The organism is Methylosinus sp. Sm6 (assembly GCF_019802345.1).
GTDB lineage: Bacteria > Pseudomonadota > Alphaproteobacteria > Rhizobiales > Beijerinckiaceae > Methylosinus.
The window spans coordinates 1-26,205 of sequence record NZ_JAINDZ010000035.1 but is presented as its reverse complement, the minus strand read 5'-3'; the positions used below and the strand labels follow the sequence as shown (position 1 = coordinate 26,205).

General features: G+C 67.1%; 20 protein-coding genes. 7 read left to right on the top strand and 13 right to left on the bottom strand.

Translation table 11 applies throughout. The features are described 5' to 3' along the window. Positions 1–8: 8 nt before the first annotated feature. Positions 9–2,348 (top strand): OmpA family protein, encoded by a 2,340-nt coding sequence (locus K3F48_RS19055; RefSeq protein WP_222577020.1) that lies wholly within the window; start codon positions 9–11, stop codon positions 2,346–2,348. Between the two features lie 127 nt (positions 2,349–2,475). Further along, entirely contained in the window at positions 2,476–3,378 is a 903-nt protein-coding gene (locus K3F48_RS19050) for a GNAT family N-acetyltransferase (RefSeq protein WP_222577019.1), read from the top strand. A 329-nt stretch (positions 3,379–3,707) separates the two neighbouring features. Here the strand turns inward: K3F48_RS19050 and K3F48_RS19045 are convergent, their stop codons facing one another. Continuing rightward, positions 3,708–4,409 carry a class I SAM-dependent methyltransferase gene (locus tag K3F48_RS19045; protein WP_222577018.1) on the bottom strand — a complete coding sequence of 234 codons (702 nt, stop codon included), beginning with the start codon at positions 4,407–4,409 and terminating at the stop codon, positions 3,708–3,710. Positions 4,410–4,598: 189 nt separating this feature from the next. Here K3F48_RS19045 and K3F48_RS19040 point away from each other — a divergent pair, with 189 nt between their 5' ends. Further along, on the top strand, positions 4,599–4,751 hold the full coding sequence (locus K3F48_RS19040) for a hypothetical protein (protein ID WP_222577017.1): 153 nt from the start codon (positions 4,599–4,601) through the stop codon (positions 4,749–4,751). An 11-nt stretch (positions 4,752–4,762) separates the two neighbouring features. Here K3F48_RS19040 and K3F48_RS19035 read toward each other — a convergent pair whose 3' ends face one another. The 3 genes from K3F48_RS19035 to K3F48_RS19025 form a co-directional block, all read right to left on the bottom strand. Beyond that, entirely contained in the window at positions 4,763–6,004 is a 1,242-nt protein-coding gene (locus tag K3F48_RS19035) for an RNA ligase (protein WP_222577016.1), read from the bottom strand. Between the two features lie 228 nt (positions 6,005–6,232). After that, positions 6,233–7,510, bottom strand: a complete 1,278-nt coding sequence (locus K3F48_RS19030; protein ID WP_222577015.1) for a NupC/NupG family nucleoside CNT transporter — start codon at positions 7,508–7,510, stop codon at positions 6,233–6,235. 107 nt (positions 7,511–7,617) lie between these two features. After that, the gene (locus K3F48_RS19025) at positions 7,618–10,146 is read right to left on the bottom strand and encodes a DNA translocase FtsK 4TM domain-containing protein (protein WP_222577014.1); all 2,529 of its coding nucleotides are present in this window, start codon (positions 10,144–10,146) and stop codon (positions 7,618–7,620) included. Positions 10,147–10,374: 228 nt separating this feature from the next. Between K3F48_RS19025 and K3F48_RS19020 the strand changes: the two genes are divergently transcribed. Both K3F48_RS19020 and ppdK read left to right on the top strand, forming a co-directional pair. Then, positions 10,375–11,331: a TAXI family TRAP transporter solute-binding subunit gene (locus tag K3F48_RS19020; RefSeq protein WP_222577013.1), complete on the top strand. Its 957-nt coding sequence runs from the start codon at positions 10,375–10,377 to the stop codon at positions 11,329–11,331. A 316-nt stretch (positions 11,332–11,647) separates the two neighbouring features. Then, on the top strand, positions 11,648–14,326 hold the full coding sequence (ppdK, locus tag K3F48_RS19015; protein ID WP_222577012.1) for a pyruvate, phosphate dikinase: 2,679 nt from the start codon (positions 11,648–11,650) through the stop codon (positions 14,324–14,326). A 21-nt stretch (positions 14,327–14,347) separates the two neighbouring features. Here the strand turns inward: ppdK and def are convergent, their stop codons facing one another. Beyond that, on the bottom strand, positions 14,348–14,869 hold the full coding sequence (def, locus tag K3F48_RS19010; protein ID WP_222577011.1) for a peptide deformylase: 522 nt from the start codon (positions 14,867–14,869) through the stop codon (positions 14,348–14,350). 583 nt (positions 14,870–15,452) lie between these two features. After that, positions 15,453–17,834: a TonB-dependent receptor plug domain-containing protein gene (locus K3F48_RS19005; RefSeq protein ID WP_370631453.1), complete on the bottom strand. Its 2,382-nt coding sequence runs from the start codon at positions 17,832–17,834 to the stop codon at positions 15,453–15,455. Between the two features lie 343 nt (positions 17,835–18,177). Here K3F48_RS19005 and K3F48_RS19000 point away from each other — a divergent pair, with 343 nt between their 5' ends. Together K3F48_RS19000 and K3F48_RS18995 are read left to right on the top strand one after the other, a co-directional pair. Further along, a complete protein-coding gene (locus K3F48_RS19000; protein WP_222577009.1) occupies positions 18,178–18,597 on the top strand; it encodes a secondary thiamine-phosphate synthase enzyme YjbQ in 420 nt (139 codons plus the stop codon). 127 nt (positions 18,598–18,724) lie between these two features. Next, a complete protein-coding gene (locus K3F48_RS18995) occupies positions 18,725–19,846 on the top strand; it encodes a cell wall hydrolase (RefSeq protein ID WP_222577008.1) in 1,122 nt (373 codons plus the stop codon). 246 nt (positions 19,847–20,092) lie between these two features. Here the strand turns inward: K3F48_RS18995 and K3F48_RS18990 are convergent, their stop codons facing one another. From K3F48_RS18990 to K3F48_RS18960, 7 genes are all read right to left on the bottom strand, one after another. Next, the gene (locus K3F48_RS18990; RefSeq protein ID WP_222577007.1) at positions 20,093–20,557 is read right to left on the bottom strand and encodes a hypothetical protein; all 465 of its coding nucleotides are present in this window, start codon (positions 20,555–20,557) and stop codon (positions 20,093–20,095) included. A 121-nt stretch (positions 20,558–20,678) separates the two neighbouring features. Then, on the bottom strand, positions 20,679–21,005 hold the full coding sequence (locus tag K3F48_RS18985; protein ID WP_222577006.1) for a hypothetical protein: 327 nt from the start codon (positions 21,003–21,005) through the stop codon (positions 20,679–20,681). A gap of 73 nt (positions 21,006–21,078) precedes the next feature. Further along, complete coding sequence (locus K3F48_RS18980; RefSeq protein ID WP_222577005.1) at positions 21,079–21,522, bottom strand: hypothetical protein; 444 nt, start codon at positions 21,520–21,522, stop codon at positions 21,079–21,081. Between the two features lie 207 nt (positions 21,523–21,729). Then, on the bottom strand, positions 21,730–22,722 hold the full coding sequence (locus K3F48_RS18975) for a contractile injection system protein, VgrG/Pvc8 family (protein ID WP_222577004.1): 993 nt from the start codon (positions 22,720–22,722) through the stop codon (positions 21,730–21,732). Beyond that, a complete protein-coding gene (locus K3F48_RS18970) occupies positions 22,719–22,931 on the bottom strand; it encodes a tail protein X (protein ID WP_255609002.1) in 213 nt (70 codons plus the stop codon). Before K3F48_RS18970 ends, K3F48_RS18975 begins: the two co-directional genes overlap by 4 nt. Continuing rightward, positions 22,928–23,350, bottom strand: coding sequence for a phage tail protein (locus K3F48_RS18965; protein ID WP_222577002.1), 423 nt, complete (start codon positions 23,348–23,350; stop codon positions 22,928–22,930). The genes K3F48_RS18970 and K3F48_RS18965 overlap by 4 nt, the downstream gene beginning before the upstream one ends. After that, a partial coding sequence (locus K3F48_RS18960; protein WP_222577001.1) for a phage tail tape measure protein occupies positions 23,350–26,205 on the bottom strand: 2,856 nt, incomplete at its 5' end. The genes K3F48_RS18965 and K3F48_RS18960, both read right to left, overlap by 1 nt.

Sequence of the window (26,205 nt, the reverse complement as noted above, 5' to 3'; positions counted from 1 at the left end):
GCAGAAAAATGCGCAGAACAAAGAAGATTCTACTGGCTGGCGTGATGACGCCGGGGCTCATTCTCGGCTCTGGTCCGAATGCTCCGGCGCAGGCGCTCGACCCGACGCGGATGGCGCAAGCCGCGCCGGGCGCGCATGACAAGGACAAGAAGCCGCCGCAGCCGCGCGGCCCGGCGCCGTCGGCGCCTCATCCGGCTGCGCCGCAACCGGCGATGCGCGCGCCCGCGCCGATCGGCGCCGCTCCGCAGCCCCATGCGGCCCCAATGGCCCGACCGCTGGCGCCAGTCGCCCATCCGGCTCCCCAGCCGGCCCCCCAACCCGCGCCGCGCATGGTTCCGGCGCAGGCCCAACCCCTCGCGGCGCCGCGCGGCGCTCCCGCCCAACTGCCACGGGCGCTCGATGATTCGCCGGCGCGACGGCCGCAGGCCCCCGCCTTCGGCGGCGCGCCTGGCCGCCTCCCGGGCTCGGCGATCCCACAGCCCGTGGTCGAGCCGCGCATGGCGCATCCCGCAGCCCCGGCGCGCAGCCCCGAGGATGCGCCCGCCCCGCGCGCCCGCAGACCAGGCGCGCCGGCTCCCGGCGCGCTCGGCGCTCCACGGCGCGCGCCCGACGGCGATATGGCCCCGGCCCTTCGTGGCGCCCGGCCCGCCGGCGGTCCAGGCGCGACGCCTTCTCTCGGAGCGGCGCCCACGCCCGCCGCTGGCGCTCCAGACCATGTACGTGCTGGCCAGCCTCCCGCTCCGCCGGCGGCGGCGGGCGGTCCCGACTCTCCGGCGGCCCGAATTGGCGCCTCGCCCGCAATCGACGCCGCGCGCCCGCCAGCCGGCGCTCCGGCGACCCGCGGCAGCCCCGACCATGCGCCGGGCGGCCGCCCCGGCGTTCCGCCCGCAACCGACGCCACAAATCCGCAAGGCGGAGCCCCGGTCGGCGGCGGCGTCCCCGGCCATGCTCCCGGCGGCCGCCCCGGCGTTCCGCCCGCGGTCGACGCCGCAAATCCGCAAGGCGGAGCCCCGGCCGGCGGCGGCGCCCCCGGCCATGTTCCTGGCGGCATTACTGGCGGCCGGCCCGGCGTTCACCCGCCGGTCGACGCCGCCAACCCACCCGGCGGCGGCCCGGCTCCGGCGGCCAATAGCCCGGCGGACCATGCGGCTGGCGGCGCCCGCCCCGGCGGTCCGGTCGCGCCCGGCGCAGGCAACCCGGCCTTCCTCCCCCCGAATGTTCCGCCGTCTGCCAATGACGGCCGCGGCCCGGGCGGTCAGAGCCGCGTTCAGCCGCCCGGCGGATATGGCGGCCCCGGCGCGCCGCCGGTCGCCGGCGCAGCCGGAGCGCCCGCCGCGCCGCCGCAGCGAGGCGGCGGCTCCGGCCTCTCGCCCGCCGCCGCCGTGGCGATCGGCGCCGCGGCGGGCCTCGTCGGCGGCTTCATGCTGTCGCAGCCCGGCGTCGCGCATGTCGACCAGGTTCATGCCCACCGGCGCCAATTCGATCGCGACGGCTATACGGTGATCGAGGAGCCCGGCCGCACGATCGTGCGCGATCGTTACGGCGCCCATATCCGTCACGACGAAAACGAGCGCTTCCGCGACCTCGGGGTCGATCTGCGCAGCGAGCGGCGCGGCGATGAATTCGTCACCATCTATCCGCGACGCGACGGCGGCGAGGTGGTCACCTATACCGACGCCAATGGCGTTCTGCTGCGCCGCATCCGCCGTTTCCCGGACGGGCGCGAGATCATCCTCATCGACAACAGGTTCCGCGGCCCGCCGCGCGGCTTTGCCGACGAGATCGTGGCGCTGCCCCCGCCCCCGGTCGCGATCCCGCGCGAGCGCTATGTCGTCGACTATGGCGCAGCGGACGAGCAAGTGGTCTATGAGGCTCTGACGGCCCCGCCGGTCGCGCCGGTGCCGCGCCGCTACACGCTGGATGAAGTGCGCGCGAGCCCGAGCCTGCGCGCCTACACGCGCAGCGTCGACATCGACACGATCACCTTCGACACGGGCTCCTGGACCGTCGCGCCCGATCAGGCGCAACGGCTCTCGGTGATCGCAGCGGCTCTGAACCAGGCGATCCGCCGCAATCCGGGCGAGGTCTATCTCATCGAGGGCCATACCGACGCGGTCGGCTCGGATGTCGACAATCTGTCGCTGTCCGACCATCGCGCGCAATCGGTCGCGACCATATTGACGCGCGACTTCGGCGTGCCGGCGGAAAATCTGACGACCCAGGGATATGGCGAGCAATATCCGAAGGTCGAGGTTCAAGGCCCCTCGCGCGAGAACCGCCGCGTGACGGTGCGCCGCATCACGCCGCTCATCAACGGGCAGGATCAGTCGACCTCCCAGGCGCAGTAGTCACGACCAACGACGGCGCGCGGGAACGCGCGCCGTCACAAAAGCTTCGCCCGCTCGTGGTCTAAAACCTCGACCAGCGACGCTCCCCGACGAGGCGAGCGCGCGAGGAGCGAGGACGAAAAAAAATATGTGGGCGATCGACGCCGACGCCGGCCGCAAGATTATCGCCGGCGCTTTTCCTCTGCTGAAATTCAAAAAGAAAGCCGGCGCGCTCGACGGGCCGCTAGCGCGGCTCGGAACGCTGGAGGTGCGCCTCGCCTGCGGCAAGAAGGAGATCCGCAAGGCGCAGCGGCTGCGCTTCAAGGTGTTCTTCCGCAAAGGCGGCGCGATCCCCGACGCGAAGGCGACGATCACCCGCCGCGACGCCGATCGCTTCGACAAATTCTGCGATCACCTCATCGTCATCGATCACGCCGCGCAGAGCCGCTTCGGCAAGATCAAGCCCAAGGTCGTCGGCGCCTATCGCCTGCTGCGCAGCGACGTCGCGCAGAAGAAGGGCGGCTTCTATTCGTCGAGCGAATATGATCTCGAGCCGCTGCTCGCGAAACATCCGGGCCTGCGCTTCCTCGAGCTCGGACGCTCCTGCGTGCTCGAGCAATATCGCGGCAAGCGCACGATCGAGCTGCTCTGGCGCGGCATATTGGCCTATGTGCGTCATCATCGCATCGACGCGATGATCGGCTGCGCGAGCTTCGAGGGCGCCAATCCCCTCGCCCATGCCGCAGCATTGAGCTTCCTCTCCCATCATGCGAGCGCGGAGGAAGATTGGAGCGTCAGCGCGCGTCGCGACCTGCACGTGCCGATGGCGATGCTGGCGAAGGAAGCGGTCGACGCGCGCAGGGCGATGAACGCGCTGCCGCCGCTGATCAAGGGCTATCTGCGCGTCGGCGCGAAATTCGGCGACGGCGCGGTGGTCGACCGCAAGTTCAACACGACCGACGTGTTCGTCGTGGTGAAGGTCGCCGATCTCGACGCGCGCTATCTCGATTATTTCGGCGGCGCGTCTGAGAGCGAGCGCGACGCGGCGTAAAACGCCCTCCCGCGAGAGAGCCGACTGCGGCACAGGCGCCGCGTCGTTCACGACGTCGAACCGGCGCGCCTCGCGCTCGACCCGCTCCGGATAAGCATAGCGAGAAATCTGCGCTGGCGCATAGCCGCGTGAGCATGATGTGCGATTTTTCACGAGACGGCCGTGACTGCATCATCGGCGGCCGATCGCGCATGGCCTCGTTGCATCGGGCGGCTGTCACGCGTCCGCCACAGTGCCGGGAGGGGCGCCGACGGTCCGGGCGTGCCGCCGCGCTCTCGGCGCCGAGAGCGCGGCGATCCGCGCGCAGTCGAAGCTCTGACGCCGGCTCGTCAGAATGCGACGAAATGGTTCCACTCGCGCGTGTCCGACGCCGTCTTCCTGAGAGCCTTGATATTCGCGACGGGCTGAGCAATCTCGTCATAGGAGCGATTATTGGCGATGAAACTCACCGCCTTTTGAACCGAGGGCATCCACATATCATCGAGAACGATCACGCCCCCAACCGGAATGAGCTGATCCGAAAGATAAAAATCGATGATGATGTCGTCGAAGCGATGGCACCCGTCGATATAGATGAAATCGAAATCCGATTTCGAGCGTATGAGTCGGGAAAGGGCATGGATCGAGAACTCTTCGATGAACTCGAACTTGCCGGTCGCCCGCGTCCGTTTCACGTTGGTCAATCCCACTCCGCTCCACCAGCTTTTTTCGAATGGGTCGACGGCGACGTGCAGCGCATCGTCGCGCCCCGAGAGCGCCTCGAGCATCCATACCGATGAAAAACCGTAAGCAAATCCGATTTCCAATGATCGTCTCGCACCATTGTCGCGCATGAGCTTTCGGATCGCCGCGCCCTGCTCGATGCTTATTCTCGCCAGCTTGTCGATTTTCACCGGCGCGGGAGATTCCGTTCCGAGGAACTCCTCGGCCGAATACATGTCGGCGAGGAGCGTGGCCACGCTCTCGTCGATGTCGACCGCCAGGGCGCTGATATCTTTGAAAAATTTGCGTGAATTTGTCGAGTTTGTCATTTGGTCCTCATATCGCTGCGGCCCCGTTGGATGGCCCCGCTAGCGCTCTATTCCATCGACCGGCAGCGAGGACAAGGGGGAGATGCCTGACTTGCCGACTCTCGCAGCGCGAGTCCTTCTCCCGCTGGGCGGGAGAAGGCGGCCTTCGCGTCAGCGACAGTCGAATGAGGAGGTCGCGGCGGCGCCGCCATGGGTCAGCCGGCCGTCGCGAAACTCGAGATGCGCGCCGACATGCGCTCGAGCAATCTGCGGCGCTCTGTGGCCGCGCTCGGCGGACGGCTCGAGATCGCCGCGCATTTCGGAGAGGAGAGCGTGGTGGTGGATGTGGGGGAGGCGGCGTAGTCGACGATGCGTCACTGGTCGCTGTCGAACCCGAATTCGAGCGTCGGAAGCCCAAGATCCGAGGCGAACCGGTCGAAGCGCGCATTCGACGCGACATTCTTCAACACCAGCGCTTCGACGGCTTCCAACGGATCCCGGCGTCCGAGCCATGCGTCGGCGGCGCAAGTCGACAGGAGAGGACCGAGCGGAGAAGCGTAACTCATCCAGAATATTTTCTGGCGTTCACGCGGATCGTCCATCTCGATTCCGCCCCGCGCCCGCTCCACCGCTTCCGACACGACCTCGGCCCAAGCGCGAAGGCGGCCGCGCAAAAGATCGCGATACGCCTCGATCCGACCACGCTCGACGAGGGAGAGATGGGGCAGCATGTCGTCGACCGCACCGGAGACGACGATTTCCGCCGCATCCTTCGGCTGCGCTAGACATGCCTTGAATTTATGGACGCGCGCATAGAGCGCGTTCTTCACCTTCACCATATGGCCATCGGCGAAGCGCACGACATATCCTTCGCCCTCGGTCTCGGCCATCGCTGCGGCGGCGAAGGAATCCCAATCGGCGACGGGGTCGAAAGCACGAACGAGCGGAACGCGCAACCGGCGCGCATGCGCCGCCAGATCGTCATAAGCGATCAGAGCGCCGGTTTCGCGTCTGCGCAGTCCGGTCAACGTCAAGCTCGGCGTCTCGTGACGGACGACGACGATATTGTCCGGCGATGTCCATTCGAAGATCGGAGTGAGGCCCGCGACGATCAGATCGCGCAACGCGGCGCGCCCCGCGCCCGCGCCGTCCTCGGATTCGTACCACGCGAGAGCCTGTTGCGCGATCTTGCTCACCCCCCATCGCGTCGCGAAAGTGATTGCGCCATCAGGTTGCGCAAAGGCGTGAATCATCGATCCGTCGAGCTTCTCCAGCACGAGATGGCTGTCGGCGAGCGGGAGGTTCATAGCGAGCGTCTCCTCGCGCTCGCCCGCGTTGAAGAACTTCTGATAGGGGCGCGACAGCAGCTCGCCCGTTTCGGCATGAAATGTGAGCCCGCGAAGCTCCCGCGCCAGCGACGCGAACGGCGAGTCGCCGATCGCCGGAAACACATGGTTGTCCATATAAGCGTAGTCATAGACGATCGTGCGGTTGTCGCGCTCGCCACGCTTGAAGGCCTCGTGGATCAGCCCTGCGTCTCGATGAGCTCGATATCGTCCAGGCTCTGGATGATCGGAAATGCGTATTTCATGAAAATCTCCCGGCGACGGCTTCATTATACAGCCTATCCGTCGACGACGAAATCGACGGAACGCCGCGCGACGAAGCGCGAAGGGAGCGCGAGAGATTCTCGAAGTCGAAGATGCGCGAGAGCGCCCGCCTGCCAAGACAACCCGGCGAGCTGTCATCGAGCTCGAAAACCTCGCGCGCAGGGCGGCTTCATGCAATCGATAGCGAGGCCTCTCGAGCCCGGCCCCCCGGCGCGGCGACGCGCCTCGCGCGCGTCACCCCGGCAAGCGAATCGCCCCGAACTCGAACAGCAATCCTGCGACGCAGCCGCTCATCGCCGTCGCGAACGTGCCCGAGACGATCGAGAGAAGGCCGAGGCGGGCGATCTCGGCGCGGCGCTCGGGCAGCATCACATTCAGCCCGCCGACCAAAATGCCCATGCTGCCGAAATTGGCGAAGCCGCACATCGCATAAGTGAGGATCAGCCGGCTCTTGGGCGACAGCGTCTCGGGCCCGATCGCGCTCATGTCGCGATAGGCCACGAATTCATTGACCACGGTCTTCGTCGCCATCAGCGCGGCGGCTGGCGCGCTCTCGCTCCAGGGGACGCCGATCAGCCAGACGACCGGGCGAAACAGAAAGGCGAAGGCCCATTGCAGGCTCGGCGTCTCGCCGGCGACGGCGGGCAGATGCGCGAGCGCCATATTGACGAGCGTCACCAGCGCGATCGTCGTCAGCAGCACGCTGACGACTCCGACGAGCGGGCCGACGCCGTCGGCGACGCCTTTGACGATCGCATCGAAAGCGCCGGTCGGCGGATGATCGACACTGAGCTGCGCGCGCTCCTTCTCGCCCGGAACCCAGGGCGTCATCACCGCGGCGATCGCGATGGCGGCCGGCGTCGCGATCACCGAGGCGACGAGAATATGTCCGAGCGCGTCGGGGAAGAAAGGCGCGAGAAATCCCGCATAGACGACCATCACCGTGCCGGCGACGCCCGCCATGCCGCAGCTCATCAGCGCGAACAATTCGCCGCGCTGCATGCGCGCGAGATAGGGGCGGATCAGCAGCGGCGCCTCGATCATGCCGACGAAGATATGCACCGCGGCGCCGAGCGCCAGCGGGCCGGAGACGCCCATGGAGCGTTGCAGCAGGAAGGCGAAAGCGCCCGCGATCCGTTGCAGCGCCCCCCAATGGAACAGCAGCGAGGCGAGCGCCGAGATCGTCAGGATCATCGGCAGCGCCTTGAAAGCGAGAATGAAGCCCGCGCCCGCATTCTTCTCCTCGAAAGGCGGCGCGCCGCCGCCGAGATAGCCGAACACGAAGCTGGCGCCCGCCTCCGTCGCCGTCTGCAGCGCATGGGCGGCGTCATTGGCGGCGAAGACGATCGCGCGTGCGGGAGGGAATCCGATCAGGATCGCGGCGGCGGTGAATTGCAAGCCGAGCCCGCCGATCACGACGCGCCAGGGAATGCGCGCACGATCCTCGCTGAAAGCGAAGGCGAGGAGGAAGAAGCAGAGGAAGGCGAGCGCGGCTCGCGCGATATCCGTCATAGTGGTGAGAGACTCCAGCTCGAATGAGGCAATGGCGTGGGACGTCGGCGCATCGCCGAATCTCGCCCGCGCATCCTTCTCCCACTCGTGGGAGAAGGTGCTCGCCCCTACTCCGCCGCCTCTATGTCGAACGCCCCGCGGTCGATGCCGCCGCCGACCAATATCTCGCGCTTGCCCGCGTGATTGGCTTGGCCGACGACGCCCTCGCGCTCCATCTGCTCCACCAGCGACGCCGCCTTGTTGTAGCCGATGGAAAGCCGCCGCTGGATGTAGCTCGTCGAGCATTTGCGGTCGCGCAGCACGATCGCCACGGCGCGATCGTAGAGATCGCCCGCCTCTTCCGCATCCATCGAGCCGGGCGCGGCGGCCTCCGCCACGTCCTCGGACATTTCATCATCTGTGGTGATGGCGTCGAGATATTGCGGCTGGCCTTGCGTCTTCAGATGCGCGACGATGTGCTCGACCTCCGCGTCCGACACGAACGGCCCATGCACGCGCGCGATGCGGCCGCCGCCGGCCATGTAGAGCATGTCGCCCTGGCCGAGCAGCTGCTCGGCGCCCTGCTCGCCCAAAATGGTGCGGCTGTCGATCTTCGAGGTGACTTGGAACGAGATGCGCGTCGGAAAATTCGCCTTGATCGTGCCGGTGATGACGTCGACCGAGGGACGCTGCGTCGCCATGATGAGGTGAATGCCGGCCGCGCGCGCCATTTGCGCGAGGCGCTGGATCGCGCCCTCGATATCCTTGCCGGCGACCAGCATCAGATCCGCCATCTCGTCGACGATCACGACGATGAAGGGCAGCGGCTGCAGATCCATCTCCTCATGCTCGAAGACGGCCTCGCCGGTCTCCTTGTCGAAGCCGGTCTGCACGGTGCGGGTGATGATCTCGCCCTTGGCCTGCGCCTCGCCGACGCGCTGGTTGAAGCCCTCGATGTTGCGCACGCCGAGCTTGGACATCTTCTTGTAGCGGTCCTCCATCTCGCGCACCGCCCATTTCAGCGACACCACCGCCTTCTTCGGATCGGTGACGACGGGCGTCAGCAGATGCGGGATGTTGTCGTAGACCGAGAGCTCCAGCATTTTGGGATCGACCATGATGAGGCGGCACTCTTCCGGCTTCATCCGGTAGAGCAGCGACAGGATCATGGTGTTGATGGCGACGGATTTGCCGGAGCCGGTGGTGCCGGCGACGAGGAGATGCGGCATTCTCGCGAGATCGACGATCACCGGCTCGCCGCCGATGGTCTTGCCGAGCGCGATGGCCAAGCGATGCTTGGTCTTGTCGAAATCCTCGCAGGCGAGCAGCTCGCGCAGGAAAACCGTCTCGCGGCGATGGTTCGGCAATTCGATGCCGATGGCGTTGCGTCCGGAGACGACCGCGACGCGCGCGGAAACCGCCGACATGGAGCGGGCGATGTCGTCTGCGAGGCCGATCACGCGCGAGGATTTGATGCCGGGCGCGGGCTCCAGCTCATAGAGCGTGACCACCGGGCCGGGGCGCACATTGATGATCTCGCCCTTGACGCCGAAATCCTCGAGCACGCCCTCCAGCAGGCGGGCGTTCTGCTCCAGCGCGTCCTGCGAGACCTTGGCGGCGGCGGCCGGCTTCTTGGGCTCGCTCAGCAGCAGCAGGCCGGGCAGCTCGTAGCGCTGCGCGCCCCTGCCCTCGAACAGCGAGGGCTGCCGCTCGCGCAGCACGCGCTTGCCCGGCTTCAGCGGGCCGGCCGGCTCCATCACGCGCGCGGTCGCGGGCGGCGGGGCGTCGTCGTCATAGGCGGCGGGCGCGGCGGCGGGAGGCGCGGCGCGGGCGCGGGCCGGCGGCGGCGCGAAGGAGAAATAGTCGAACACCGGCTCGCGCCGCGCGCCGAGCAGCGGCGGGCCGGCCGGGAGATCGAGCGCGTCTGGCGGGCGGCGGGCGAAGAGCTGCGCGAGGCGCCGCCTCACATAAGTCTTCACCGTCAGCGCGACATGGATCAGCGCGCCGAGCGAGACCAGCGCGAAGCCAGGCTCCTCGTCCGTGTCCTCTTCGCTCGCCCTTTCGCTCTCATAGATCTCGTCATGGGCGCCTTCCGGTCGCGTCTCCAGGCCGAATCCGGCCGCGCCGGTGAGCGAGACGATGGCGAGAATGACGGCGAGCGCCGCCACGACCGCCATGACGGCGCTCGATTCGCCGGCGTAGCGGCGAGGCAGCGACAAAAGCGCATCGCCGAGCACGCCGCCGAGGCCGGTCGGCAACGGCCAGCGGTCGGTGACCGGCAATAATGAGCCGATCGCCGCCGCGGCGAGCGTTCCGACGATCCACAGGCCGCATCGCAGCAGCGGGCGGTGGACGGCCCGTTGAGTGAGCAGGCGCGCGCCGAGCAGAGCGAGCGGCAGCACGGCGGCGATGGTGGCGACGCCGAGCATCTGCATCGAGATATCGGCGACGATCGCCCCGCCCGAGCCGAGCAGATTGCGCACCTTGCCGCTCGTCGCATGGTTGAGCGAAGGATCGCGCGCCGACCAGGAGACGAGCGCCAGGACGGCCGCCAGCGAGCCGGCGAGCAGAGCGGCGCCCGAGAGCTCCGCCGCCCGCCGCGCGACGAATTCGCGGACGGGCTCTGGAACTCGGCGAAGAGCGTTGCTGCGCGGCATGAGGAGAGGCCCGATGGTCTGCGAAACGACAGCGAGGCGGCTTGCGACCCGAGCCTCCGCCGGATGTCGGTTCCGAGCCTAGGAAAGCGGGGTTAAGGGGTGATTAACCCTCGCCGCCATCCGGCTCGCGGCCTCTGTCGCATTCCCGTCACGAAAAATGGAGAAAAGTCGAGATCGCGCTGCCGGCGCGCCGGCTCGCGGAGCCTATCGGAACATCGGAGCCTTGCGATGCACTCGGTCCTTCGAGCCGCCCTCGCCCTGACGCTCGTCGCCGCCTCGACCGAGGTCCCGGCGGAATCTCTGTCCGAGCGCCGCGCCGCCAAGGAAAAGGTCGAGACGGTCGAGATCGAGATCGCCTGCGGCAAGCTCGACAAGGAGAATTGCGCCATCGTCGCGCCGGAGATCAACTCCAAGACGATCTCCCAGGGCGTACGGCTGAAGCCGCTCGAGTCGAAGGGCAGCATCGAATCGGTCAACGGCCTCTGCGAGGGAGACGTGAATATCGCCGTGGTTCAGGCCGACGTCCTCGCCGCCCGCGTGGCCAAGCCCGATTGCGCCGGCAAGCTCGTCCAGCTCGGCGCGCCACTCTATCCTTACGAAGGCTTCATGGTCGTCCGCGCCGAGACGCGGGAGAGCAAATTCGCCGATCTCGTCGATAATCTGAAGTCTGGAAGCGTTCTGCGCGTCGCCGCCGGCGGCGCAGGCTCGGGCGGCGAGCTCACCCTGCGCAGCGTCCTCGCCAGCCAGCCGGAGTGGAAGCTCCTCATCGACATTCAGCCGGACGGATCGGCGACCGCGCTCAACAAGCTGCGCGACCGGCAGATCGACGCCTTCTTCGTCATGGACGGGCCGCACTCGCCGCTGCTGCAGGAGGTGCGCGAGACCGTCGATCCGAAGACCAGGCAGCGCGTGTTCAAATTCGTCGACTTCCGCCCCGGCGAACGCCTTTCGGGGCAGCGATTCAACGGCCGCGCCCTCTACGCCACGGCGACGATCGAGTCGGGCTGGTTCAGCGCGCTCCGCTCGATCTCGACGCCGGCCGTAATCGCCATTCGCGACGAATTCTACCGCGGCCAGCCCTCCATCGCCGCCAAGATTCGACAGGCGGCGGAGGACGCGTCGCCGGCGATCGCCGCCCGCGCCGGGGCCCGACCCGATTGGCGCCAGGATTTCGAGGCGCGGTAACGTCCCCGAGAGCGCGAGCCTGAAAGCCCTCGGTCCCGCGCGCTCGCGTATTTTGGCGGCCAAAATCTTTGACTGCTGCTGCAGCGCCGTTGAAGCGCCAGACGGAGGGCGCATGCGTCCGCCCCTTCATATTATCCTTGACGCGCGCCGATCCGGCCTCGCCTCTTCCTGCAGCGCCATCGAACGCTTAAGCTCCTATATGCAACATGTCGTCGACGGCTCGGGCGTTTCCGGTCTTCACGCCGCCGGCGGTCCGGTTCTTGTATAAAGCGGCGACAGGAGTGCGCTGCACAAAGGCGCCTCGGAAAGCGATGCGATGACCAAATGGGTCTATCATTTCGGCGCGGGAACCGCGGACGGCTCCGCCGCCCAACGGGACCTCCTCGGCGGCAAGGGCGCCAATCTCGCCGAAATGGCCGCTCTCGGCCTGCCTGTGCCGCCCGGCTTCACCATCACCACCGAGGTGTGTTCGCATTTCTACGCGAATGGAAAGACCTATCCGGCGGACCTCGAGCCGCAGGTCGAGGCCGCGCTGACCCGGCTCGCCGAGATCGCCGGACACGCCTTCGGCGAGACCAATTGGCCGCTGCTCGTCTCGGTGCGCTCGGGCGCCCGCGCCTCCATGCCCGGCATGATGGACACGGTGCTCAATCTCGGGCTCAACGACGAGACCGTGGAGGCGCTGGCGAAAATCGCCCGCAACGAGCGCTTCGCCTATGATTCCTATCGCCGTTTCATCGAGATGTATTCGACGGTGGTGCTCGGCCTCGGGCATCACGAGTTCGAGGATGCGCTCGAGCATTACAAGGCCGGCAAGGGCTATGCGCTCGACACCGAGCTTTCGGCCGAGGACTGGCGTGCCATTGTCGCAACTTTCAAGGACATTGTCGAGAAAGCGACTTCCCGCCCCTTCCCACAGGACTCGCGCCGGCAATTATGGGGCGCCATCGGCGCCGTGTTCTCGTCTTGGATGAATACGCGCGCGGCGATCTACCGGCAGCTGCACAATATTCCAGAAAATTGGGGCACGGCCGTCACTGTCCAGGCCATGGTGTTCGGCAATATGGACGATCAGTCCGCGACCGGCGTCGCCTTCACCCGCAATCCGTCGACCGGCGCGCGCGAGCTGTTCGGCGAGTTCCTGATCAACGCGCAGGGAGAAGATGTCGTCGCCGGCATTCGCACGCCGCAGTCGATCACCGAGGCGGCGCGGCGCGCCGGCCGGTCCGAGCGACCGTCGATGGAGACGGCGCTGCCGCAGATCTTCGCCGAGTTCCGCGCCGTCGCGCAGCGGCTGGAGACGCATTACCGCGACATGCAGGACATGGAGTTCACGGTCGAGCGCGGCCGGCTGTGGATGCTGCAGACCCGCGCCGGCAAGCGCACCGCGCGGGCGGCGCTGAAGATCGCCGTCGACATGGCCGATGAGGGGCTGATCTCGCGCGAGGAGGCGATTCTGCGCGTCGATCCGCTGTCGCTCGACCAATTGCTGCATCCGACCATCGACCCGGACGCGAAGCCGCCCATTCTGGCGAGCGGCCTGCCCGCTTCGCCCGGCGCGGCGGCGGGCGAGATCGTCTTCGACGCGCAGGAGGCGGAAAAGCTCGCCGCAGCCGGCCGCAAGGTGATCCTCGTGCGCGTCGAGACGAGCCCGGAGGATATCGGCGGCATGCACGCCGCCGAGGGCATTCTGACGACGCGCGGCGGCATGACCTCGCATGCGGCGGTGGTGGCGCGCGGCATGGGCAAGCCCTGCGTCTGCGGCGCCGGCGCCATCCGCGTCAGCTATGAGGACCAGAGCTTTTCCGTCGCCGGCCGGCGCTTCGCCAAGGGCGACCTCGTCACCATCGACGGCTCGGGGGGCCATGTCATCGCCGGCGCGGTGACAATGCATCAGCCCGAGGTCACTGGCGAATTCGCCGTGCTGATGGACTGGGCCGACACGGCCCGCCGCATGCGCGTGCGCGCCAACGCCGAAACGCCCGCCGACGCCCGCGCGGCGCGTCGCTTCGGGGCGGAGGGCGTCGGCCTCGCCCGCACCGAGCATATGTTCTTCGAGGGCGAGCGCATCGTCGCCGTGCGCGAGATGATCCTCGCCGACGACGCCGCGGGACGGCGCGCCGCGCTCGCCAAGCTGCTGCCCATGCAGCGCGAGGACTTCGAGGAGCTGTTCGAGATCATGGCCGGCCTGCCGGTGACGATCCGCCTGCTCGATCCGCCGCTGCACGAGTTCCTGCCGCATTCGGACGCGGAGATCGCCGAGGTCGCCCGCGCCATGGGCGCGGACCCGGCCAAGCTGCGCCAACGGGCGCGCGAGCTCTCCGAGTTCAATCCGATGCTCGGCTTTCGCGGCGTGCGCCTCGCCATCGCCTTTCCCGAGATCGTCGAAATGCAGGCGCGCGCCATCTTCGAGGCGGCCATCGCAGCGGCCGCTGCGACCGGCGTTTCCGCGACGATCGAGATCATGGTCCCGCTGGTGTTCGGACGGCCGGAGCTCGATTTCGTGCGCGCGCAAGTGGCGGCGACCGCCGCCGCGGTGACGCAGGAGACCGGCCTCTCGCCGCGCTATCAGATCGGCACGATGATCGAGCTGCCGCGCGCCTGCCTGCGCGCCGGCGAAATCGCCGAGACGGCCGAATTTTTCTCCTTCGGCACCAATGACCTCACCCAGACCGCGCTCGGCGTCTCGCGCGACGACGCCGGCGCCTTTCTCGGCATCTATTCGCAGAAGGGCATTCTTCCCGCCGATCCTTTCGTGACGATCGACCAGGAGGGCGTCGGCGAATTGGTGCGCCTCGCCGCGACGCGCGCCCGCGCCGCGCGGCCGGGCATCAAGCTCGGCATCTGCGGCGAGCATGGCGGCGATCCGGCCTCGATCGCATTTTTCGAGAGCGTCGGGCTCGACTACATCTCTTGCTCCCCCTTCCGCGTGCCGATCGCGCGCCTCGCCGCCGCGCAGGCGGCGCTGGGCAAGGCGGCGACGAGCACGGCGTGAAGCGCCCCCCGATCGGCCGCGTCAGGAGGCGAGCGCGTGACGGCGGCGCACCTTGGCGAAATAAGCGGCGGCGCGATCACGACGAAGCTTCGAGACGCGATCGGTGAAGAGCCGGCCGTTCAAATGATCGATTTCATGCTGCAGGCAGACCGAGAAAACGCCGTCGGCCTCGATCTCCCTCCTGTCGCCGTCCATATCCATGAACCGCACCCGCACGCGCGCGGCGCGTTCGACCGGAAGGCCATAGCCGGGCATGGAGAGGCACCCCTCCTCCTCGATGCGCGTCTGCGCCGAGACCTCGACGATTTCCGGATTGAGGAGCGCCATTCGGCGACGCGCCCCATTCCGATCGGGCGTGTCGGTCACGACGACGCGCAGCGGCGCGCCGATCTGTATCGCCGAAAGGCCGGCGCCATTCGCCATATCCATGACGGAAAACATTTCGCCTCCGAGCGCGCGCAGCCCGTCGTCTATGCGTTCGACCCGTTCGGATGTCTGCTTCAAGCGCGGATCGTCGATCGCCAAAATCGGATCATCCGGCATCGCCGTCTCTCCCCTTTCAATATCGATGGCAAGGCCTCATATTCGAGACGCCCGCGGCGATCGTCAAGCCGAAGACCGCGCCGCGCAGGGGGATCGGGTGAAGGATAAAATCCCCAACCCTCGTCCTGAGGAGCCGCCGCAGGCGGCGTCTCGAAGGACGGCCGCGGGGCACAACCAAAGGATTCTTCCCATTGCCATCCTTCGAGACGCCCGCTTCGCGGGCTCCTCAGGATGAGGATCATGGAGCTGTCGTCCTTCACCCGATTACCCTGCGGCGCCGCGCGGACGTCCGGCTGGACAATGCGGCCCTTCGCCCGCACTTTCCGACCATGCGCCAGGCGATCCATCACTTCCGCGTCGAAACGCGAGGCCGGGGCTTTTACGAGATCACCCGCCAAGTCTCCGCCTTGGCGCACGAGCAGCGCATGACGACCGGCCTCATCACCTTGTGCGCGATCCTGAACGCGCCTTCGCCGCGCTGCCGCCCATGCAGCGCGAGGAATTTCAGGACGTGCTCGAGATCATGGCGGGCCTGCCGGTCACTATCCGCCTGCTCGATCCGCCGCTGCGCTTCGGCAGCCCCTCAAAAAATATCGTAGGTGAGCTTGGCGTAATAGAAACCGCCGCTCGGAGCGAAAGGCGCCGGCCCGTAGGAGAAAGTGGACGCGCCCGTGTTGGGATCGCCGGGACCATTCTTGTCCGGCCGCACGTCGAATAGGTTGGTCGCGCCGAGCGTGCCTTTGAGGCCGGGCAGAAATTCATAGGTCACATCGAGATCCGTGATCCATTTCGCGCCGAACGACACATCCTGCGCGGGATTTTCCGTCCGTTGCCAGACATATTCGCCATAGCGCGTCGTCCTCGCATTGATCTCGAAATCCGAGATCAGCCAGCGTGCGGCGAGAATGAGCTTGGTGTGCGGATTGGCGACGGTGAGATCGCCTCGGCTGCTGCGTGGAAACCACACGAGGCTGCCGCCCGGATTGGCTCCGAGAGAGCTCAACACCGCCGGAGCCGACTTGACGCCGACGATCTCCGTCTCGTTCCAATTGAAGGCCGCGGTCCAGCGAACGACGCCGAAGTCTCCGTAATCCTGCGTCGCGTCGGCGACGAGATCGACGCCGGTCGTCCGCGTGTCGGCGCCGTTTGCGAAATATTGCAGCCATTCCGTGCCGGTCAGCCCATTGGCGACCAGGATCGGCGTGACCGCAGGCCCGTAGAGATAGCCTGTCCGAATGATGCGATCCTTGATGCCGATGCGATATCCGTCGACCGTGACGCTGACATTGCGCCACGGCTGCAGCACGACGCCGAGGCTGACATTCTCCGAATGCTCGGGCTTCAAATCCTGGGCGCCGAGCGCATGCGCCAGCGCTGAATTATTGCGCGCGAGCTTGGAGAGGCTCGGCACGACGACGCCGGCGGCGTTGATATTGGTCCGATTGTCGGTTTGCGCATAGCCGATCTGCGTCAGCGACGGCGCCCGAAACCCGGTTCCGACCGTGCCGCGGACCGCGATCTCGGGCGTGATGTCGTAGCGGGAATTGATCTTGCCGCTGACCGTATTCCCGGAACTGTCGCTATAGTGCTCGCCGCGCACCGACGCATTGACGAACCAATTTTCGATCGGATAGACGCCGATCTCGCCATAGCCGGCGACGCTGTCGCGCGTGAGCACGACCGCATCGGCCGGCGTCAACGTCACGCCCGCCTGGGCGCCGACCGAGGCGGGCTTGCCGATATTGGAATTCCCGGGCTGGTCGCCTGCCTGGAACACATATCCGCCATTGATATAGCTGCGCGGATCGCCGGCGAAAGTCGAGAATTTGTCGATGCGATATTCGGCGCCGAGCGAGGCTTCGATCGGCTTCTTCGTCAATCCGAGATCGAATGAGCGCGTCACGTCGAGATTATTGACCCATTGCTCGAACTGATAGGTCGCGAGATTGTCGAAACGCGTCGGCGACGCGGCGCCGAGAGAAGGATTGATCGTCAGATCGCTGTATTGGAGATTGTGGTTGATTCCGTAGGAAGAGCTGAGATCGAAGCTCCAGTCGAAAGCGCGGCCCTTGCCGCCGGCGACGATCTGAAAATCGGTCTCGCTCGTATTGTTCAGAGGATAATAGCCATCGGGAAAAATCTGGGCGATCGACGCCAGCCCGTTCGGACGGCGAAAATTATTGCCGATGGCGGTGTTGCGCAGACCGAAGGTCGCGTAGGAATAGACGCTCGCCGCATCTTCGAGCGGCTTCTCCACATTATAGGAGAAGTTCAGAGCCCGGATCTGCGGATCGCCATTATGCGCGCCATCGCGATTCCAGCTCGCATTGCGCGGATCCGAGGCCGGCGAATAGATGACCCCGTTGGTCGCCGGGAAGTTCCACCACGCCATGCCACGCTTGCGGATGTCGGCGCTCAGATGCGCGAAGCCGCCGCCGGGAAGCTCGAAGCCGGCGTCCGCCTCTCCACGCACGGTCGAAAGATCGCCTTTTCCGCTGCCGAGCGCTCCGCCGAGCACGCCGAGATGCACGCCATGATCGGCGGATTTCAGCACGACATTGACGACGCCGGCCACGGCGTCCGAACCATATTGCGCGGCGGCGCTGTCCCTCAGCACCTCGATGTGATCGACCGCGCTGAGCGGAATCATGTCGAGATCGACGGCGTTGATTCCGCTGGTGTCGCCGCCTCCGTTGGTGAGCAGAGAGCCATTGTGGCGCCTCTTGCCATTGACGAGCACCAGAGTATAGGCGGGACCGAGCCCGCGGTTCGTCACCGGCCGCACGATCGAGTTTATGCCCGATTGATTGGTGCCGAAATTGAACGAGGGCAGCAGCTTGGTGATCGCCTCGCTGAGCTCGGCGCGACCGCTGAGCCGCAATTGTTGACCGCTGACGATATCCACCGGAGACGCACTGTCGGCGAGGATGCGCTTGGCGCCGCGGACGCCCGTCGTGACGATCACGTCCTGAATCTCTCCGAGATGGAGGGCGTCGTCGCCTCGCCGAGACGGCGCATCGGCCTGCTGCGCGACGGCAGCTCCGGTCCAGAACAGAAGCGAGAGCGACGTCACGAACGAAACAGAAACACGGCGCGGACCGCTATTCGCAGGGCGCGGGAGGGTGGCGGCAAACGGAGACTTCTCGATTACGGAACTCGACTTCATAGGTATGCTCTAAGCGTATGTTCAGGCGTAAATAGGTAACAATACCCGCGTATCTTTGTCAATTAACTAGATCGAATTAATATGATTTAATTTTGGCCGATTCGGCCTGGACACGCTTCCCTCCAGCATTCACATTGCCGCCATGCGCCAAGCCCTCCATCACTTCCACGTCGAAACGCGGGGCAAGGGCTTCTACGAGGTCACGCGCCAAGTCGCCGCCTGGGCGCGCGAGCAGCGCATGACGACCGGCCTGCTCACCCTCTTTTGCCGGCACACCTCCGCCTCGCTGGTCATTCAGGAGAACGCCGATCCGGCCGTGCTGCGCGATCTCGAGCGCGCTTTTTCCGCTTTGGCGCCCGAAGGCGCCGGGCTCTATGAGCACGACAGCGAAGGCGCGGACGACATGCCCGCGCATATTCGCGCGGCGCTGACGCAGACGCAGCTCTCCATTCCGCTGTCCGGCGGCGCTCTCGCGCTCGGGACCTGGCAAGGCGTCTTTCTGTTCGAGCACAGGCGGGGCGCCCGCACCCGCGAGATCGTCGCCCATCTCCTCGGCGAATGATCCATTCTGAAACGCTCGCCGGCGCGCGGCCGTAACGGAGCCGCAAGCCTGATAAGAGATAAGTTTTTCGTCGAGCGTTTCGGCGGCGACGTGGCTCTCGCGCCACACGCCGCGCGGGGGTCTGCGTATGAGTCGTCGGTCGGGTTTGAGCTGGGCCATCGGCGTGATCGCGCCTTGGTGGCTCGGAGCGGGTGTCTTGGTGTCCTTCACCGCCGATGCGGGCCAAAGGCCGGCCGAAGGCTGGAGCCTCTCGCCTTTCGCCGCTCGCGCGGGGAGCCGCTCGGCGCTCTACGGCCGCGTCCACTCGGCCCGGCTCGAAGTCGGCGACGCCGACGATCTCGACGCGCCGCCCGACGAGCGCGAGCCGCATGTGGCGCTCAAGCAGAATGTCCAGCATTTTCCCGAGGTCGATCGCCGGCACAAGGGCGATCCGCTGATCGCGCTGCGGCCGACCTTCGAATCGTGGAACGGCGAAACGGTGGCGCTCGCGCCCGGGGCCGATGGCGAGTCGACCATCGCCGCCTTCGCGCCCGGCGAGGATGCGCTCGACGCGGCGGACGCCGGCGACAGGGGCGCGCCGACCACGCAGCGCGGCGCCGGCGAGGCCTCGCCGCGGCAGCGCGGAACGGCGACGACGCAGCGCGTCGTCTCCAACGAGGCCACCAAGGCCCGCGCCGCCCATGGCGCGACCCCTCAGACGCCCCGCGCGGCGGCCCTCGCCTCCTCGACGCCGGCGCAGCGCGAGGCTCTGCCGGTCGAGGTCGCCTCCTTCTCCCACGCGACGGCGGCGCCCATGGGCGCGCGACATCCCGACTACGCCTCGCTCATCGATCCCGCCAAGCTCGAGCGCGAAAAGCGCTGCCTCGCCGAGGCAGTCTATTTCGAGGCGCGCAGCGAGCCCGAGACCGGCCAGGCAGCGGTCGCGCAAGTGGTGCTGAACCGCGTGTCCTCCGGGCTCTATCCGTCCAACGTGTGCGGCGTCGTCTATCAGAACCGCACGCATTACAAGGCCTGCCAATTCTCCTTCGCCTGCGAGGGCCGCAGGCTGCGCATCGCCGAGCCCGAGGCCTGGGCGTCCGCGACCCGCGTCGCCGACGAGGTGATGAAGGGCGAGACCTATATTTCCGACGTCGGCGGCTCGACGCATTATCATGCGAACTACGTCAAGCCGCGCTGGGCGAAGGCGCTGAAACGGACCGACAAGATCGGCAATCATATCTTCTACCGCCTGCGGCCTGGCCAGACCTGACGTGTAGCGCGCCAAATCAAATGGCACTCCACGACAGATCATTTGGCACAGGCTGCGATCCGCAGCGCGCAAAAAAAGGGGCCTTGAAGGCCCCTTTTTGTTGCCTCATGGGCTCTCTGCTGATGCCCGCGCCGTAGCTCCATAGGGCTGGAATGCGACGGGGTGAGGCGAGGCGACGATGACTCTGGCGGCCATCGCGCCCCATGCGCCGACGCTGGGCCAGCTGTCAGGGCCGGCCGGGCGGGGTCAGTGGCGCTCGACATCCAGTGGAGACTCTCCGCCGTCGATAGGAGCGTCGTCTGTGCGTCGGCGCAACCCGGACATCAGCGCCCATCCGATGTCCTTTGGTCCGATTGAGACCCCGAGTCGGGTCCCCGGCTCCGCGTCGATTGCGACTGCGGCCCATTCGGCCCGCGCCTGGCGCGTATCGGCTCGGAGTCCGAGCCATGATCGATAATGTGTGGGGGCAAAGGGCAGGAGCGCCACATTCAGCGGGCGCGCGGCCTTGACCCGCGCCAGGACCATCCGCTGCGCGCTGGCGGTCGGAATCAGCGAGGGCTCGAAATCGCCATCGAGTGGCATGTCCTCGTCGCGGCGATATTGGATCATCACGATCTCGATCGCCTGATCCTCGGCCGCCTGCGCGCGAGCGGCGTCGATCCGCTCGATCATCTGCGCCACGGCCGCGTCCTGCGCCGCCGCGATCCGCACGAGCGCCTCGATCTCAGCGGCCCGAACATCATAGAGCTTGTATACAGCATCAATGTGAGCCGGGATATCCGGGCAGGCCCGGGCTTTCAAGAGCCGATCACCAATCGCCCAGCCCCGGACCTCACCGGAGACGAGGCAGTGGCACGTCCTCGACAGCCTCGGCGGCCGCGCCGTAGGGCACGAACGCGACCGGGAGCGCGGTCGCGACCATGACTCGCGCCGCCATCGCGCTCCAGGCGCCGACGCAGGGCCAGCCGAGCGCTCGGGCCTCGACATCATCGGCGGGCTTTTCGAGGATGATCACATCGAGCCCGGAGCTCTCCGCCTCCGCGTCCGCCTGCGCCGCCTGCCGATGGATCAGCGCGATCAGCTCGGCGATGATCCCGATCGGCGTACTCCGGCGGCCAGACGACATGTCCTTGGCCTGCTGCCGGCCGATGTCCAGCATGTCGGACGCTTCGCCCAGCGAGAGCCCGGCAAGGCCACAGAGAGATGCGAAAGGTGTCATGGCCGCCCCGGCATTAGAGCGCGTCGTCCAGCGACTGGAGCCCGCGGGCTGTATGACGCAAGCATCCGAGATGCGAAAAGCACCGCCCGGCATAGGACGTAAAACAGGCAGCGTAGCGCTGGCCCGGCGGGAGGGCGAGAAAGATGTCGATCCCCTCCTCGAGGGCGCTCACGACACCGATGTGAGCCGCCTCTCTCACGGCGGCTGCGGTGGCGTCTGCGTCGATCAGCGCATCTGCATCGTGATACGCGTCGATACCAGAGAGATAGATCGACGCCACGGTCACGCAAAAATGCTGCACGGCTCCACGGAGGGCGGCTGAAAAGACGGCCTCCTCTGGCGTCGCCCGGCCGAGAAGAAGCGGCGCCGTCCGCTTGCGCTTGGCCTCGCCGAGTCGGGCCTCGATCTCTCGGATATGCGGGATCATTGCTTTGGCGTCGCGCAGGTCGGCGGCCATTGCCTCGTACAAGCGGACCTCGTGATCAGGGTCTGTGATCATCTCAGGGCTCCATCCCTCTTGCGGTCGGCTATCCGTCCGCGATGCGATGACTATACACCGTTGGTGTTGGCGCGCAACAGAAAAAAGGCGTCAGTCGAGAGCGAAGACAGCGGCTGCGGACTGGCTTACCATACAGGATATACGGCCCCGCCACCTCGGGTCGGCTCACTCCTCCTTCGGCTCGCAGGCGAGCCGCACCACCAGGCCGGCGCTCGAGAACCCGAAAACCCGGCTCTTGACGATCCAATCGCGATCATCGTCGTCGCCGAAGCCCAGCGTCGTCACGACGCCGCCGGGGCCGACGCCGACCTGTCCCGGCGCCAGAGTGACGTGGAACGGCCGGCAGTCGCGATCGAACTTGCCCTTGCGCGAGGCCGCGTGATGCTTGGCCTCGAGCTGCGTCCCGAACACATGCGGATGCACATAGTCGGGCGCGCCGTCGCCCGCCTCGCCGGCCTCGCTGCCGATCTCCTCGCGCTTGCCCGTCTTTCGATCGTAATGGACCGCCTTGCATTTGGCGCGGCGCTGGCGATCGCGCGTCGTGAAGGTGAACCCCTCGGTGTCATTGGGCGTGATCGTCACGCGGCCCGCCTGGCCTCCCGAGGCCGTGAGTCCCGCGCCGCGCGGCAGGAAGATCAGCCGGCCGCCCTGAAACTTCGCCAGCGCGCCATATTGGCGCGCGAGCCGCATCACCAGATGCATATCCGACTCGCCCGTCTGCGCGATCAGCTTCTCGATCTTGATCGAGCCCAGGGAATCGTGAACCGCCGCCTGCAGCCCATTGTCCGAGGCGACCTCCTTCAGCACGTCGCCGAGCGTCTTCGGAGCCTTCCAGGAGCGCGTTTTTTGGCCCTTCAAAGTCTTTTTCAAATCCGCCGAATCGCCGGTCAGATGCAGCTCGGCGCGCGGCCCGGTCTTGGTCACCTCGGTGATGACGAATTCGCCGATCTTGGCGGGGCCCGCCTCCTCCCATCCGACCGCCACCAGGACCTTCTGGCCGGTCGCGGGCTTGGCGATCCGCCCGTCGTAATTGCTGATCTCGAGATGCAGCGTATCCGCGCGCTCGCCATCGCTCTCGACGATCTGGCCGGAGAGCGCCCGCTTGCCGATCAGCGCGACCGGCGCGCCGTCGAGCGAGACGTCGACGATCGGCGTCACGACCACAGATCCACGGTGGCGATCTGCGGCCGCGGGCGGGCGAGATCGGGCAGCAGGATGGTGAGATTTTCAGGCAGGATCGGCCCGTGCTCGGCGAGGCCCGGATTGGCGGCGAGGATCGCCTCGGCCGCGCCGATATGCTCGTCGCCATAGGCGCGCGCCGCGATCGCGTCGACCATGTCGCCGCGGCTGGTCACGTAAGTCCTCACGGCCATAGGCTCCAAATCTGGCCGAAGCCATCGTCATGCACAGCAAAATCGAGATCGTAGACGAGCTTTTGCGGCGTCCCGTCCGGCAGATGGAAGCTCTCGACCGTCTGCGCCGCCTCCAGCCGGTGCGGCCCGGCGATGTCGCCCGATTCGGAGAGCAGGATGTGCGTCGCGCCGGCCCGGCAATCGGCGAGCATGGCGGCGATGAGCAGCTCCACGCCGCCGCCCTGGTCGACCGGATAGATCGTGCCGCGCAGGCTCACGATCTCCTCGCCGGGACCGAGATATTGGCCCGCCGGCCGCCGGCCGATGATCGCATGCTTTTCCCAGCGCGCATGAACGCGCCGGCGCAGCTCCTCGAAGGCGGCGCGGCCGACCTCGAAGCGATGCGGTCCCCAGCCCATCAGCACGGCCGCCATCAATGCGCCTCCGGCCCGTCATGCAGCGGATGCTGAAAGCTCTGCCGCCGCAGATGCGCGCCCAATTGATCGAGCTGGCCGAGCAGCGAGCGCGCCTCGCGCAGCTTGGCCAGAAAGGAATCGAGCGAGCCGGCGTCGACCGTCGGCGAGGCTGTCACATCGAGCGATTGCTTGATCTCCTCGCCCGCCGCCTTGGCCTTTTGCTTCGCGGCGTCGATCTCGCTGGTGTCGACATGCGGCGTCGCGGCTTCCGGCGCCGCCGCCTGGCGGTCCGGCGCCACGCGCTCGGCCATAGCGAAGGTCGGCACGACGAGGCGCGGGCCGATCGGCTCCAGCTCCATGGGCGGAGGCTCGGGCTGGCGCACGAAGAAGGGGAGCTTCCGCCCCTTCTTGCCATGGTCCAGCGGCTCGAGCTGCCGAGCCGGAGCGCCCTCGACGATCGGCCGCTGAAAATCCGGCGGCAGCGCATAGGCGTGCTGGTTCCGCATGCGCGCGAATGCCGCCGAGGCGGGCTCCGCTTTTTCCCACCACGGCATATCGACGCCGATCGAGCGCCACCATTCATGAGACCGCCGCGCGATCTCGGCCTCCTTCCCCGCGAGGATTTCCGGCGTCCAGCCGAACGCCTTCTCCTCAAATCTCCCCAGCGCCCATTGCCCGGCCCATTGCAACGCGCCGGTGATGAGGCCATTGCGGATCGTCGCGCCGATGGGGCGGGCGATCTCGAGCACGCGCTCGGGACCGCCGGCCCCGCGCACGAATTCCGTGGCGAAATCGCTCGGCTTGCCGATCAGCTTCGATACGGAGCCGAGCGACTGGCGGACGAAGCCCGGCCCCTTGGCCACCGGCTCCACCGCCTCCCCTCGTGCGCGGGCGAGGCCTTCGCCAACCGAATTCCCGACGGTCACCAGAGCGCGACGCGCCAGCACTCCCGCCGCGCCCCACAGCGCCACCGCGCTGGCCGCCGAACCCGCGGCGATTGCCCAGGGATGCTTCTCGGCGAAGTCGCCGAGCTGAAAAACGCGGTCCGCGGCCGTGTTGTAGGCCGCCTTTTCGTAGGGAAGGAACGCGGCTCCAACCTTGATCCGTAATTCCTCGAACGCATTCGACAGCCGCTCGGCCGCCGCCGTGGTCGTCGACATATTGGCGTCGAAGGCTTGCCGCGTCTCCTGCATCGCCTCGAGGGCGCTCGGCATGAAGTCTTTGAGCTGGCCGCGCATCGATGCATAGGCTTCGATACCCGCTCGGAAATAATAGTCCCTGGCGATCTCGCCCAGCTTACGGACATCGACGCCGTCGACCGTATGTGTCTCGTGATTGAGCTTTCCAGCTCCGCCGCCAGCCTTTTGAAGCCGATCCGAGATCGCGTCGAGCGTGGCGAACAAGGGGTCCTGTCCCGCCTTCAACGCCTTTTCGCGGGTCTTATAAACGTCCACGTGCAGGCTATCGCGTATCTTCTCGGCTTCGCTCGGGTCCGTCAGCTTCGTCATCACATGCCGGAGCCGCGTGTCGGCCTCGTAAGCGGTTCCTGTGACCTTGCGGAATATCTGCAGGACGGCGGGCAGATCGGTCGAGAGCTGCTCTCCCGTCAGGCCATAGGTCCGGCCGAGCGCGATGAGGCTCGGAAGGCCATGCGCGAGGTCCTTCAGCTCGAACGCGCCCCTGCGGCCTTGCACGAAGTTCTTCTCGAGAGCCTCCATGGCCTGGACGGCTTTCATGCCTCCAAGCTCCATGTAGTGGAACATCATGTTGTAGAGTTCGCTCGGCTCGGCTTCCGACGCTTTGACGAGACGGCCGATCCTGTCTCGGACGGGGGCCAGCTTCTCGACGAATTCTCCGCCTCCGAGGGAGACGAGCTGCCTTTCGCCTCGTGCGATATCGGCCCATTTGACGCCGGAAGCGCGTGACGCATCGAGCACCGCTCTCGAGATCGCCGCTTCCTGACCGATGATCCCGCCGCCGGTCGCGATTGATTGGACGCTGCGCTCGAACTCTGCGGCATGTTGAAGCGCCGTCAGATTGGCTCGAAAAACCGCTGACCCGACGCGCTCGAAGCCTCGCGCCGCCGCAGCCGATATTGCCGCCGACTGCACGGCGTTGACCTTCGCCATCGTCTCTTCGTAGCGCTCGGCTTCCTCTCGCGTCCTGCGGATCGCCTGTTGCTGCTCGATCCAGACGCTCGCCTTCACCATGCCCGCATCGGCGCGCGCCGCTGTGGCGGCGGTCCGCCCCATACGGTCGAGCTCGCTCTCGACGGCGCGGATCGGGCCCGTGGCGGCGGACATCGCCTCCGCCTGCGCGGCGCCCGCGCGCGCCACCGTCTGCGCATGGCGCTCCACATCCTCGCTCGCCTTGCGGACCGCCTGGCTCTCGTCGCGCCAGACGGATGTCCGGTAGCCGAGCCGCTGCGCCTCGGCCCTCGCCCGAGCTTTTTCGAGCCTGTCGATCTCGCTCTCGACGGCGCGGATCGGCGCCGTCTCCGGCGCGATGGCCGCCCGCGCCACAGGCGGCGCGACTGCCGCGGCGCGCTCGATGATCTGCGTCGGCCGCTCGACGATCTCGGTCGCCTTGCGCGCCGGAGCGATCTCGCGCGACGCCTCCGCATGCGCGACCGCCGCGATCGGCGTCATGGCCGGAGGCTGCGCCCGCGCGGCGGCCGCCGCGACCTTCGCGTGGCGCTCGATCTCGGCCGTGGCCTGCCGGACCGCCGCGCTTTGCTCGGCCCAGCCGCCGGCCCCGGCGGCGCCGCGATGCGTCTCGACGCGGGCGGCGATCTTCTCGAGCTTTTCCAGCTCGCTCTCGACGGCGCGGATCGGTCCTGTCGCCTGATCGACGAGGCGCAGGATCATCTCGAC

Bases quoted from the DNA above. Each gene is read 5' to 3' on its own strand.
- K3F48_RS19000 (WP_222577009.1), top strand. From the start codon at position 18,178: ATGCGCCAAGCCCTCCATCACTTCCACGTCGAAACGCGGGGCAAGGGC.
- K3F48_RS19030 (WP_222577015.1), bottom strand. From the start codon at position 7,510: ATGACGGATATCGCGCGAGCCGCGCTCGCCTTCCTCTGCTTCTTCCTC.
- ppdK (WP_222577012.1), top strand. From the start codon at position 11,648: ATGACCAAATGGGTCTATCATTTCGGCGCGGGAACCGCGGACGGCTCC.
- K3F48_RS19035 (WP_222577016.1), bottom strand. From the start codon at position 6,004: ATGAAGCCGTCGCCGGGAGATTTTCATGAAATACGCATTTCCGATCAT.
- K3F48_RS18995 (WP_222577008.1), top strand. From the start codon at position 18,725: ATGAGTCGTCGGTCGGGTTTGAGCTGGGCCATCGGCGTGATCGCGCCT.
- K3F48_RS19055 (WP_222577020.1), top strand. From the start codon at position 9: ATGCGCAGAACAAAGAAGATTCTACTGGCTGGCGTGATGACGCCGGGG.
- K3F48_RS19020 (WP_222577013.1), top strand. From the start codon at position 10,375: ATGCACTCGGTCCTTCGAGCCGCCCTCGCCCTGACGCTCGTCGCCGCC.
- K3F48_RS19045 (WP_222577018.1), bottom strand. From the start codon at position 4,409: ATGACAAACTCGACAAATTCACGCAAATTTTTCAAAGATATCAGCGCC.
- K3F48_RS19025 (WP_222577014.1), bottom strand. From the start codon at position 10,146: ATGCCGCGCAGCAACGCTCTTCGCCGAGTTCCAGAGCCCGTCCGCGAA.
- K3F48_RS18980 (WP_222577005.1), bottom strand. From the start codon at position 21,522: ATGGCCGCCGACCTGCGCGACGCCAAAGCAATGATCCCGCATATCCGA.
- K3F48_RS19040 (WP_222577017.1), top strand. From the start codon at position 4,599: ATGGGTCAGCCGGCCGTCGCGAAACTCGAGATGCGCGCCGACATGCGC.
- def (WP_222577011.1), bottom strand. From the start codon at position 14,869: ATGCCGGATGATCCGATTTTGGCGATCGACGATCCGCGCTTGAAGCAG.
- K3F48_RS18985 (WP_222577006.1), bottom strand. From the start codon at position 21,005: ATGCTGGACATCGGCCGGCAGCAGGCCAAGGACATGTCGTCTGGCCGC.
- K3F48_RS18965 (WP_222577002.1), bottom strand. From the start codon at position 23,350: ATGGCGGCCGTGCTGATGGGCTGGGGACCGCATCGCTTCGAGGTCGGC.
- K3F48_RS19050 (WP_222577019.1), top strand. From the start codon at position 2,476: ATGTGGGCGATCGACGCCGACGCCGGCCGCAAGATTATCGCCGGCGCT.